This window comes from Bacillus cereus group sp. BfR-BA-01356, assembly GCF_022663635.1.
Classification (GTDB): domain Bacteria; phylum Bacillota; class Bacilli; order Bacillales; family Bacillaceae_G; genus Bacillus_A; species Bacillus_A cereus.
Genome location: NZ_JAKUFX010000159.1, coordinates 1 through 12,201, shown reverse-complemented (window position 1 = coordinate 12,201; position 12,201 = coordinate 1). Strand labels below are relative to the sequence as shown.

The following is a 12,201-nucleotide window of genomic DNA, read 5'->3' as shown; positions in this document are numbered from 1 at the left end:
ACCACCATCGTTTTCAGAAAAAATTAAAGAACCTGAGTCCATACGAATATCGAACTCAGGCTTCTTAACTATGCGTTTTAATTACTGTCTACTTGACAGGGGTCAGTACATTAAGAGAGGCTTTTTTACTTTTTAATTAATGTACCTAATTCTTCTGTAATAGCTTGCATTTCACTAATGCTGAATGTTTCACGTTTCATAACATGATCATAAATGTCACGTAAATCTTCGTACATTTCTTCGTTAAAACTAGCAGCTCTCATCGCTCCAGCATTAACCATACGTAATTTTTCTTTAATAGCTTCGACCATGTATTCAACGTTTTCTTCTGACTTTACGGATAAATCCACCGAAGTGTCCCCCTTTAAAATAACATAAGGCTATCTTAACATTTTTTATCATTTTCGTTAATGAATCTTTTCAATCCCATTAAATTAGTAGGGATTTCCTTTATATTTAATAATTGGTTGTTTATACTATAAGTATATATTAAGAAATGCACCAAGAAGGGAAGAAACAAAAATATGGTTCAAGTATTGTTTGTTTGTCTTGGGAACATTTGCCGTTCTCCGATGGCAGAAGCGATTTTTCGAAATCTTGTCGTAAAAGAGGGACTTGAAGAGAAAATTGTCATTGATTCTGCAGGAACTGGAGATTGGCATGTTGGCCATCCGCCACATAAAGGAACACAAAAAATTTTAAAAGAAAATGCAGTCACTTTTGAAGGAATTAAAGCAAGGCAAGTAGAAAAAGAAGACTTAACAAAGTTTGATTATATTATTGCCATGGACAACAAGAATATAGCAGATTTAAAAAGTTTAGGTAAAACTGGAGGCTATATTGGTAGGCTGTCCGATTTTGTTCCAGACGGTGGCTGGACAGACGTTCCCGACCCTTACTATACAGGGAATTTCCAAGAAGTATATGACCTTGTAACAGAAGGGTGTGCAAAGCTATTAGCTTTCATTCGAAATGAACAAGGAATATGAGGAAGCTTAGAAAGAAATACTTTCTAACATAAGAAATGAAAGGGTGAAGGAATATGGCAAAGAAAAATAATATTGCTCGAAACATTGCGATTGGTGTAGCTGCAGGTGTAGCTGTATCTATGTTGAAGAAAGAAAATCGTGAAAAAGTAAAAAATACTGCAGAAAAAGCAAAAACAAAGATGATTGAAATTGGCGAAAATGCAAAGATCAAAGAAAAAGTGCAAACTGTTACAGATAAAGGACGCGAACTTGCTGATTTCAATGTGGTAAAAGCGAAAGTAGCAGAAATTAAAAAATTAACGCCATCTGTTGTAGAGACGTTAAAAGAAACGAAAGAAATTTTTAGTAAGAAAAAAGTTGAGCCAGAAGAAAAGCCAGAAACGATTGAAATTCAAGCTGTATCTCCAAAGGTAGATGAGTTGAAAGTAGAAGAAGAGCCAATAGTTGCTGAAGATGGTGGTATGAAAGAAGCGCGTGAATTATTTATGAAAGACTCAAATGCAGTGGAAAAAAAACTGAAGCGTACATTGAGTTAAAGCAAGATAAAGAAGAGAAGAAAAGCGTTTAAACATATATGAGAAAAATTTTAGAAAAGGTGAGAAGAAATCGTACTTATTCGTTTGGTAAAGATTTATATGACCGGACGATGCGCGATGATGTAGCGGGCTTGGCAGCACAGCTCGCTTATTTCTTCTTGCTTGCAATTTTTCCTGGGCTCGTTTTCTTAATTACGCTTCTTGGATTTATTCCCATTCAAACAGAGGATGTGCTTAGTTTATTAGAGGTTTATGTACCAGATGATGCAATGAACTTAATTGAGGTAAATGTAGATAAAGTTGTAAACCAGCAAAATGGTGGTTTATTATCATTTGGTTTATTATCCATGTTATGGTTTGCCTCAAATGGTGTTAATGCGGTTATGAATGCTTTTAACCGCGCTTATGACGTGAAGGAAACACGTTCTTTTATTACAACAAGAGCGTTATCAATTGTGTTTACATTAGCTATTATTTTTATGATTGTCTTTGCGTTAATTGTTCCGGTATTCGGACAAGTTATTGGAGCAGCAGTGTTTAAAGCACTCGGTTTATCAGATAGCTTTTCTTTCGTATGGAGCATTACACGATTAGTAGCGAGTTTCTTCGTGCTATTTGCTTTGTTTAGTTTCTTATATACATTTGCACCAGATCGAAAGTTAAAAAGAAGAGAAGTTATTTCAGGGGCGTTATTTGCTACTGTAGGATGGATTGTGGTATCGTACTCATTTGCTTATTATGTAGATAAGTTTGCGAATTACGCCAATACATATGGTGGTCTCGGTGGTATCATTATTTTAATGTTATGGTTTTACTTAACTGGATGGGTAATTTTACTTGGCGGTGAAATTAATGGTTTACTCCACCATTATAGAACCGGTGACAATAATTCCCGTAATGAATAATGAGCTCTTGTTCCATAATAAAAAGGAACAGGGGGGATATTTCATGAGTAATAATAAAAAGAACCATAATAATAAAAGTAATAATAAACAAAAGAGCAGTTCGCATCCAAAGCATAAAACGAGTAGCAGTGCGAACGGTCATAATAGCTATCATTAAAAAAAACGGGTCCTCTATGAGGGACCCGTTTTATTTGCTTCCTTTTAATAATCGTAAGCCATTCAAAATGACAAGAATCGTACTTCCTTCATGGCCAATAACACCGAATGGAAGAGCTAAAAATTGCAAGAAGTTTGAACAAATTAGCATGGCAATAACGGCTAGCGAAAAGATTACGTTTTGCTTCACAATACGATTCATTCGTTTTGATAGACGGATTGCTTGAGAAAGACGAGATAGTTCGTTCTTCATCAGTACAACATCCGCAGTTTCTAAAGCTACATCTGTTCCTTCTCCCATTGCGACACCAATGCTAGCAGTAGCTAGTGCAGGTGCATCATTTATACCGTCTCCGACCATTGCTACTGTACCGTATTTTTCTTTTAACTTTTTAATCGTTTCAACTTTTGTTTCTGGTAAGCATGATGCGTAATATTCCTTTATATTACTTTCAGAGGCAATTGCTTTTGCCGTTTCTTCATTATCTCCAGTAATCATAATTGCTTCGACACCAATGCTTTGTAAATCACGAATAGCAGCTATTGTTTCTTGGCGAAGCGTATCTTTTAAAGCGATAAGTCCAAGAATGCCTCCCTCATCACTAATATAAACGACAGTTTTACCTTCCTTTTCAAGTGAGGCAGAAATACCATTATGAAATGTTTTTGTTTCTTCACCGATAAAATCAGCTTTACCTATTTTATAAGCGTTGTTTTCGAATATTCCTTTTAGCCCAAAACCAGTTACATCTTCAACCTTTTCTGGTTTTTTTAATGTAATGTCGTACGCATGTTGTGCATATTTAACAATAGATTCAGCCAAAGGATGTGTAGAGTGACTTTCAATTGATGCTGTAATAGAAAGTACTTCTTTTTCTGTCATATTTTCTCGAACATATATATCTGTTACGGTAGGTTTTCCTTCTGTTAATGTTCCTGTTTTATCAAAGGCGATTGCTTTTACTGAAGCGAGGCGTTCTAAATGTATGCCACCTTTAAAGAGAATTCCATTTCTTGCTCCGTTAGAAATTGCAGATAACGTTGCTGGTGTAATGGCAGCAACGAGTGCACAAGGAGATGCGACTACAAGTAAGATCATAGCGCGATAAAACGTTTCATTCCAGCTCCAGTCAAGTAAGAAATGAGGAACGAACATCATAAGCGCAACAACGAGTAGTACACCTTTTACGTATGTTCCTTCAAACTTTTCGATGAATAGTTGTGATGGTGATTTTTCACTTTGTGCACTTTGTACGAGACGGATAATCTTTTGGAATAATGTTTGATCGCTCGGCTTCGTAATTTTAACTTCGATAGCACCACGTAAATTTACAGTACCTGCAAATACTTCATCGCCATGTCTTTTCTCATTTGGAATAGGTTCTCCCGTGATTGCTGCTTCATCGATATTTGTTTCACCGTTATGAATCGTACCGTCAGCAGGAACACGTTCACCTGGTTTAATTAAAATAATGTCGTTAATTTGTAACTCTCCAACAGGAATACGTTCCTCTGTTCCGTTGGAAATGCGTAATGCTTCTTCGGGTTGTAAGTCAAGAAGAGCGGAAATTTCTTTTTGGCTCTTACTTAATGTATAAGATTCCATAGCACCGCTGAGCGCAAAGATGAAGATTAAAATAGCCCCTTCTGCCCAGTAGCCAATAATTGCAGCACCGATAGCTGCAAAGAGCATTAGCATTTCAACATTTAGCTCTTTTTCTTCAATCGTATCTTCAATTCCTTCTTTCGCTTTTGCATATCCACCAACTATATAAGCAAGGATATAGCAAGTAATACCTGCATTCATTGCATCGTTCTTTGTGAATAGCCAGCCAGCTAAAATAAAAATACCAGATGCCAATGCAAATACAAGTTCATAATGTTTTTTTAATGTGTCCCATAAAGAGGGATGAGAAATTGTTTCTTTTGCGTGTAACGTTTTTACTTCTGAGTTCATTACTACTCGCTCCTTCCGAATTCTTATTGAGAAAAATAATCAAAATCGAAACCCCTATAAAACGACGAAAGCTGCCATCCATAATGGATAGCAGCATTTCTGTTGAATCTGTTTTTAATAGTTATTATGTTGTAATTATTCTATAGTATATCATATGTTTTTATGAGATGGTACGGTTTTGTTTCAAGTATAAACGGAAAACTTGTGTTTTCGCAATTCCTTTGGTATATATGAATATTGTTCATAAAAAGGTCGGAAAGGAAGACAACAAGTGAAGACAGAGAAATTTTTTACCCATCCGATTGGCGTATTTATTGCTGCAATAGTAGCAACTTTTTTATGGGGAAGCGCATTTCCTTTTATTAAGTTAAGTTATGCTGAACTTGGAATTCAACCACAAGAAGTTGGAGAACAAATATTATTTGCCGGTTATCGTTTCTTGTTATCTGGAGTCATGCTCTTATTATTCTTTAAAGTGTTAGGAAAAGATATGAGCTTCAAAAAAGGAACGGGGAAACAGTTAATACAAATTGGTTTATTCCAAACGTTTCTTCAATATATCTGTTTTTACATTGGAATGAGTTATAGTTCAGGAATTGAAGGAGCTATCATTTCAGGGACATCATCATTCTTTCAAATTTTACTCGCCCATTTTTTATATAAAGATGATGCTCTCAATATAAGAAAAATAATTGGGGTATCGATTGGTTTTTGTGGCGTCGTTTTAGTAAATGTGCCGAGTGATGGTAGCTTATCATTTCATTTTGGAATCGGAAGCTTATTACTTCTTAGTGCAGCAATGCTGTATTCATATGGAAACATATTAGCAAAAGAAGGTAGTAAAACATTAGATGTTGGCTATATGACAGCATACCAAATGATGTTTGGTTCTATAGGATTATTATGTATAGGGGCTTTACAAGTTGGAGTCATGCCATTTACATTTAGTCTACATGCACTACTTATGCTGATTTATTTATCTTTCTTATCTGCAGCTGGTTTTTGCATTTGGAATACAATTATGAAGTACAATAAGGTTGGAAAAGTATCTATGTATATGTTCTTTATACCCGTATTTGGTGTGTTATTATCGAGCATGATTTTAGGTGAAGCAATTCATTCATTTGTGTTACTCGGTTTAGCATGTGTAGCCGCGGGAATTATTGTGGTAAATCGGACGCCAGCTAAGCAAAAAATAGAGAAAGAAAAACAAGTAGCATAGAAAGCAGAAAAGCGATTACAATGGAAGAACAGTACTGTTCTTCTTTTTTTATAGAAAAAGGATAATAGACTAAGTGTAACGAAAAAAGATACAAAAAGCATTTATTGAGGAGAACATATTATGAATCTACTTTACGTGGTGTTAATTGGGCAAATACTTCTTTTTTTAATTGGTGCAATTTATGCAATGCGGCAGACAAAAAGAACGAAAGATAATATGCCGTTACCTTTAGCAATCCGTCTTATTCTTAGTTTTTCTTTAACAGGTAGTGCAATTTGGATATGGTTACAAGATCCATCTGTAGAGTATAGTACGTGGGTTGCACTTGGTATGACTTTATCGACTGTGGGAGATTTGTTTATGGCTGGGCTGATTCCAATTGGTCACAGGTTAATTGGAGGGATGGTTACTTTCGCTCTTGCTCATTGTTTTTATGTAAAAGCATTTTTGCAAACAGGAATTTCGTGGAATGGTTTTTGGATTGGTTTACTCGTATATGGGCTCTTTCTAATTGTAGGATGGTTCTTCTTTATCCGAAATGATAAACAGGATAAATTGTTTACGATAGGAGCTCTAATTTACGGATTGTGGGTTGGAGGAATGGCTTGCTTTGCATTCGCCTTATATTATGAAAATACAGGAATATGGTGGATACCAGCGTTTGGTGGTTTACTGTTTGTGATTTCTGATTTTATTATTGGCGTGACAGATATCGGAGGGCGTAAATTAAAGTATGAGCCACTTTGGATTTGGTTTACATATGTAGCTGCTCAAATGTGTATTGTATATGTGGGATTATAAAAAGATACTCTCAAAATAGTGGATAGACTATTTTGAGAGTATCTTTTTTGCTTGTTTAATTTGATCAGTATTACCATTTTGAAATTTCTAATATTATAATTTTATAATTTATAATTTTGTAGAAAAATATCGGTTGTATTATTTATAATAAAAGTAAAAAGATGATGAGATGGTGAAATGATGCAAAAGAAAAAATGTTGGCGTGAATTCTTTGGAACTATTGCAATTGCATGTTTATTGGTGTTTTTGGCGAAAATTTTTGTGTTTTTCCCTACGACTGTAAAAGGAGCATCTATGAGGCCAACGTTGCAAGATGGAGATAAGGTGATTGTTAATAAGTTAGCAAAACAATTTGAAAGCTATGGGAGAGAAGATATTATTGTTGTGAAAACAGATAATTTTTATGTCAAAAGAGTGATTGGATTATCTGGAGATATAATTGAGATGAGAAATGATCAATTATATGTAAATTCTGAAGTGAAAGATGAAGAGTATTTGGATAGTAATAAAAAACAAGCAGAAAAAAAACTTATGAATTTAACAGAGGACTTTGGACCAATTACAGTTCCCGAAAATAAGATTTTTGTTATGGGAGATAATCGCTTAATAAGTAAAGATAGTAGAAATGGTTTAGGTTTTATTGATAGAGAAGATGTGTTAGGAAAGTTAGCAGGCATTTATTATCCGTTTGAACATATGAAAATAATAAAGTAAAAAACCAAGCAAATTTTAGTTTGCTTGGTTTTTTTGTTAAACAGTAGGAGATTCGTTTGATACAAAAATATCTTCATGTTTCTTTGTAGTACTTAAAACGAATTTATGTTGTAGCAATTGTAGTTTAAATAACGCCAAAGGATCATGATATGTTTCTGGATTGCTTCTTAGCGTTGCTAATGTTTGCTCGTCTTCCTTTATCTCAAGTTGAGCTGCATCTACATTTTGTTTCAATATGTTAAGTGGATCTTTGAAGAACATCATGATATCACGTTCTAATGCACCTTCAAATACTTCAAATTGAAGGAAGAATTGTTTTGAAATTGTGTGAGCAATTTCTGTATAGTCTTCTGTTTCAATATATTGTTTATATTTGTTGGCGAGCATAGATTGGTTTTTTTGCATATTACCAAATAATTTTCCGGCACTTTTTAAGAAAAACTGTGTCGGTGTAAAGCGTAATAAAATATTGATGTTCGTTACTGTAATTCGATTTGTCATTCGTACAACATCTCGATTCCAATCATCTAATAATTTGAAATCGCAAGGAAGTTTCATACGTTCTTCTTTATATAATTTATTAAACGTTTCACTCATTTCATCTAAATAAGCTTGAGCTTGAATAAATTCATTATGTGCTGTTTCAATCCATTCTTGAATAGACCCAGTAAATTTAGGAAGAAGTACCTGTTGTACATGCTTTTGAACTCGTTCATTCATTGCAGCATTTAATTCTTCATGAACTAATTTGAAATCACTATCTTCTTGAACAAGATCAGAGCAGCTCTGTAATAATTCAGGAATTTGAGAATGTATATCTCGTGTAATTTCTTCTTTCGTTAAAAGATAGGATTCGGTAATAGAACGAATTTTATCTTTTTCAAGAGCAGTAAGGTTATTAATAAATCCAGTAAGTTTCACTGAGATGTGTTTATTCCAGCGTACGGATTTTACTAATGTATTTTCTAATTCCACACGTTCATTTATGAGATAAGCAATTGTCTTTTGCGTAAACCATATTAGCTTTTCTATACGTTCTTTTTCTATATCGCGTTTTGCAAGATTAGAAAGAATAGATTCTGTTACATCTCCAAGTTGCTGGCTACTCTCTTGCGAAGGAGAGTATGGGAAGAATTGTGCATCTGGAAAATGTACTTTAAGTTTACTAATTAGTTTTTCATTAGTAGTCGTATTATTTGTGTGTGATACGAAGTGAATTTGTAAGTTTGGTACTTGTTCACGTAAATAAATTAACGTATCAATTTCTTGACTATGCAATGGTGAAGAAGAATTTAATACGTATACAAGGCTATCTGCTGCTTGTAAGTATTCAAAGTATGCATTGTTTTTATCCAATTGTCCTTGAATGGATGGTGTAATAAGAAATGTAAACTTATTTTTTCTTAAAAACCTACTTGGTAGCTTAATTTCTATACATTTTTTCTCAAGTTCTGACTGAGCAGATGTAGCCGTTATTTGATGGAATTCATCAAGGTTAGGGATATTTCTTATATCTAAATCGGTAAATTCTGTTATTTCAGTTTGACTAGCGTCTTTAAATAGAATAGGAGTTGTTAAAGTTTCAGTTAAGATGTTCTCTCCTAATATTGAATTAACAAATGATGTTTTATCATGGTCACTAGTTCCAGCTATTAGTATTGGTGTGACATTTAAATCACATAGTTCATGGACGAGTAGCGTAAATTGATGACTTAAATCTACATCATTTTTCTCAGCCCATACAGCGATTGTTTCGAATAAATGAGAAACTGTTTCCATATTTACATCTGCTTCAGCTGATGTATTAGAAAGTAAGGATCCAGCACTTTTTACGAGTAATGATTCTAAAGTTGTAGGTGAGACTTCATTCCATGCTAACACTGCTGCAGAGACAACTAGAGAATCTTTTGCTTTCGTTAAACTGAACCAATTTGTTAATAGATTTGGTACAAGTCCGTTTAATTCATGCATAAAATGATTTCCGGTAATTAATGCAAAGTATGTTTCTTGGTAGCGAGTAGAAATTTCATTCCAATCGTCATTATTGTCTGTTTCAATATGCAAGAATAAATGATTAATACTTTGAATCCAAGGAAGGTATAAGGATTCATGTTGATAGCTATTCCAAAGAGCAATAACAAGTTCTTTAAATTGAGCTTGATCAACAGCATATAGAGCTTTTAAAGACTCATAGAAATATTCAGGCTTAATGTTTTTTGTAAATCCTTTGTTTATGTAAGTTATTAACGTATCAAACCAGTGTAAAGATTGTGTTCGGATACCTTCTTGAACAGCTAGTTCGATAGCGTTGTTCCAATCTTCTTGTTTTTCATAGAAAGAACGTGCAATTGCAGTAATATTTGGGTAATCCGGTTGGAATGCAACAGCTTCACTAATCGTCTTAAAAGCGAGTCCTAAACGATCTTGTTCGATATAAAGAGAAAGAAGTTGTAAGGAAACCTCCATCGTAAGAGTCGTATCTTCCGTTTGAATAGATTGATAAATTTCTTCTGACTTTGGTAAGAATCCTAGTTCAAAATAAGCATCTGCAATATTTTTTGTCGCCCAAAGTGCAAGAGCATTATTTACTTTTTCCCATTTAAATATAGCTGCTTCAAAATCTTTATTTTGATAATAAAATTCACCTTGAGCAAATCGAATATTAGAAATGTTGGAGAATTCATTTTTAGATTCATTTATATATGCTTCACCGAGTATTTCCGATGCAGGAGTAGAAGTTTCTTCTGTTAAAAATGTTTTATAGTAAACTTTTTGAAGAAATCGATTTTCAATGGTCATGTTCGTTCCCCCCTGTATAATTTAGAAAAATGATGTTGTATGTAAAAGGGTGTATGTTCTTTTAATAGGTAGAAGTTGCATTATATAGACCAAACTATGTTTTTGCTAGATATATCATTTTTCTTGAGAGTTAAACCGTTGCGAAAAGTAACTTTCCTTTATTGTAACAAAAAAACACGCATATGAATTTTTATTTTTTATCGGGTTATTTGCGGGCAATAAGAATCTAATCTCAAAATTGGTGAATGTAAGTGAGTTATGTGGAGTCGGGATGTCTGTAAAAGCAAGATTGGCATAGGTTAATAATTAGTAGAGGATGAACAAAACTCCCACTGAGTAAAGTTTTCCTTTATCTCTGTTAAAGGAAAGAATAGAAGTAGAGTTCATTATAAAAACAATGTATAGTGAATATGTATACCATGTTTGCCTTAAAGATAGAAAGGGTACAATGTGGAATAACGACCGTGCATAGGATGTGTCTTCCGAATGGAACAACATATTGGCGAGTTAATCGCGCATTATGGCTATTTTGGAATTGTTATAGCTTTGGCTGGTGGGATTGTCGGATTACCGATACCAGACGAGTTTTTATTGACCTTTGTTGGTTATAATGTTTCAAAAGGAGTTATGTCAGGAACTGCTGCTTTTTTAAGTGGGATGGCTGGTGCGATGTTAGGGATCACGTTAAGCTACATATTAGGTTTAAAACTTGGGCTCCCTGTTTTAAAGAAATATGGGCCGAAAATTAGAATTAAAGAACATCACATTGAAAAAACACATATTTTATTTGAAAAATATGGGCCATTTCTTTTAATGATTGGTTATTTTATACCGGGCGTACGTCATTTAACAGCATATTTTGCTGGGGTATCAAATTTGACACTTTGGCGTTTTTGTTTGTACGCTTACGGTGGTGCGCTCATTTGGATAAGTGTTTTTATTGGGCTTGGCTGGAAATTAGGCGAGAAGTGGCGCTTCGTTGAGTATAGTTTACATCATTATGGAATATGGATTTTATTAATTTCAGCAGTTGTTACATGTGTTGTATGGTTGTACATAAAGAAAAAGAAAAACCGCTAATAGCGGTTTTTTTAGCTGAAAGCAATAAATAATACACCAGCTGTAATAAAGACTACACCAACGCCGGTCATAAAGTTTAACTTTTCACCGAGGATAATCATAGCGAGAATGATAGAAAATACGACGCTTAATTTATCGACAGGAGCTACTTGTGAAACCTTTCCTGTTTTGAGGGCAAGAAAATAAAATAGCCATGAAGAAGCACCTGCAATCCCACTTAATGTGATAAATAGCAGTGCTTTTTTATTTAGCAGTACGTCGCCGATATTTTGAAATTTACCTTGTATGATAATAACGCCTATCATAAATAATGCCATAATAATAGATCGAATTGTTGTTGCAACGTTTGCATCGATGCCGTCTAAACCAAACTTTCCAAAAATCGATACAAGGGCAGCAGCAATTGCTGATAATAGTGCAAATAAGAGCCACGAACTCATAGTAAAATTCCTCCAATCTTACAGTATTATACATGAAAATGATTCTCATGTATAAAGTTGAAGCAATTGAGCTTTATAGGAAGCACGACTTCAACTTAACTTCTTGCTCCACCTGAATTTTAAGGTGGGAGTTTTACTGCCTGTAAATAGTGGGCTAAATAACGAAATAATCCCCACCTTATATTTTTAATAAGGTGGGGATTATTATACTACTCTGCAATTTCCTCATATAAAAAGTACGTTACATTATAAATATGTTCTACTTCATCGTCTGTCATAAACAATAATTCGTCACGCTCAATCCCTTTTTTCTTTTCAATAAACTCAATCATATTTTTGCGTTCTTCTCTCTTCATCAATTTTATTTCTCCTCCCAATCTGTTTTAATACAGTTTATTTAAGTTTCTGCTATTATATAACAGAATCTTTGGAAAGTTCCACCTATTTTATTATTTTTTTTAAAAGAACTTTTCGACAAAACAAGCCCACCTAAGTGATATGCTCCCCCTATAGTAGACAGAAAAAAGAAAGCTTTATATCCTGTCTACTATAAGGGGGATTTTTTTATGGGGAAAATTAGAAGAACATATGATGAAACATTT

11 protein-coding genes and 1 pseudogene are annotated in these 12,201 nt (G+C 34.0%); 7 read left to right on the top strand and 5 right to left on the bottom strand.

Features of this window, described 5'->3' with window-relative positions; translation table 11 throughout:
- Positions 1-125: 125 nt before the first annotated feature.
- On the bottom strand, positions 126-350 hold the full coding sequence (locus MR168_RS29585; protein WP_000366196.1) for a DUF1128 domain-containing protein: 225 nt from the start codon (positions 348-350) through the stop codon (positions 126-128).
- 174 nt (positions 351-524) lie between these two features.
- Between MR168_RS29585 and MR168_RS29580 the strand changes: the two genes are divergently transcribed.
- From MR168_RS29580 to MR168_RS29570, 3 genes and pseudogenes are all read left to right on the top strand, one after another.
- Positions 525-989 (top strand): low molecular weight protein-tyrosine-phosphatase, encoded by a 465-nt coding sequence (locus MR168_RS29580; RefSeq protein ID WP_000250916.1) that lies wholly within the window; start codon positions 525-527, stop codon positions 987-989.
- Positions 990-1,042: 53 nt separating this feature from the next.
- Positions 1,043-1,557: pseudogene (locus MR168_RS29575) on the top strand (DUF4075 domain-containing protein).
- A gap of 6 nt (positions 1,558-1,563) precedes the next feature.
- The gene (locus MR168_RS29570) at positions 1,564-2,430 is read left to right on the top strand and encodes a YihY/virulence factor BrkB family protein (protein ID WP_001226536.1); all 867 of its coding nucleotides are present in this window, start codon (positions 1,564-1,566) and stop codon (positions 2,428-2,430) included.
- A 187-nt stretch (positions 2,431-2,617) separates the two neighbouring features.
- Here the strand turns inward: MR168_RS29570 and MR168_RS29565 are convergent, their stop codons facing one another.
- On the bottom strand, positions 2,618-4,543 hold the full coding sequence (locus MR168_RS29565; RefSeq protein ID WP_006927450.1) for a heavy metal translocating P-type ATPase: 1,926 nt from the start codon (positions 4,541-4,543) through the stop codon (positions 2,618-2,620).
- A 271-nt stretch (positions 4,544-4,814) separates the two neighbouring features.
- Between MR168_RS29565 and MR168_RS29560 the strand changes: the two genes are divergently transcribed.
- The 3 genes from MR168_RS29560 to lepB all read left to right on the top strand — a co-directional run bounded on the left by MR168_RS29560 (position 4,815) and on the right by lepB (position 7,280).
- The gene (locus MR168_RS29560) at positions 4,815-5,765 is read left to right on the top strand and encodes a DMT family transporter (RefSeq protein ID WP_000845697.1); all 951 of its coding nucleotides are present in this window, start codon (positions 4,815-4,817) and stop codon (positions 5,763-5,765) included.
- A 120-nt stretch (positions 5,766-5,885) separates the two neighbouring features.
- Positions 5,886-6,566 carry a lysoplasmalogenase gene (locus MR168_RS29555; RefSeq protein ID WP_001051080.1) on the top strand — a complete coding sequence of 227 codons (681 nt, stop codon included), beginning with the start codon at positions 5,886-5,888 and terminating at the stop codon, positions 6,564-6,566.
- A gap of 177 nt (positions 6,567-6,743) precedes the next feature.
- On the top strand, positions 6,744-7,280 hold the full coding sequence (gene lepB / locus MR168_RS29550) for a signal peptidase I (RefSeq protein ID WP_041183968.1): 537 nt from the start codon (positions 6,744-6,746) through the stop codon (positions 7,278-7,280).
- Positions 7,281-7,316: 36 nt separating this feature from the next.
- Here lepB and MR168_RS29545 read toward each other — a convergent pair whose 3' ends face one another.
- Positions 7,317-10,079: a tetratricopeptide repeat protein gene (locus tag MR168_RS29545; RefSeq protein WP_242291699.1), complete on the bottom strand. Its 2,763-nt coding sequence runs from the start codon at positions 10,077-10,079 to the stop codon at positions 7,317-7,319.
- A 486-nt stretch (positions 10,080-10,565) separates the two neighbouring features.
- Here MR168_RS29545 and MR168_RS29540 point away from each other — a divergent pair, with 486 nt between their 5' ends.
- A complete protein-coding gene (locus tag MR168_RS29540) occupies positions 10,566-11,159 on the top strand; it encodes a DedA family protein (RefSeq protein ID WP_000434878.1) in 594 nt (197 codons plus the stop codon).
- An 11-nt stretch (positions 11,160-11,170) separates the two neighbouring features.
- Here MR168_RS29540 and MR168_RS29535 read toward each other — a convergent pair whose 3' ends face one another.
- Together MR168_RS29535 and MR168_RS29530 are read right to left on the bottom strand one after the other, a co-directional pair.
- Positions 11,171-11,599, bottom strand: a complete 429-nt coding sequence (locus MR168_RS29535; RefSeq protein WP_000100295.1) for an EamA family transporter — start codon at positions 11,597-11,599, stop codon at positions 11,171-11,173.
- 209 nt (positions 11,600-11,808) lie between these two features.
- Positions 11,809-11,955, bottom strand: a complete 147-nt coding sequence (locus tag MR168_RS29530; protein WP_000817786.1) for a BH0509 family protein — start codon at positions 11,953-11,955, stop codon at positions 11,809-11,811.
- Positions 11,956-12,201 lie beyond the last annotated feature (246 nt).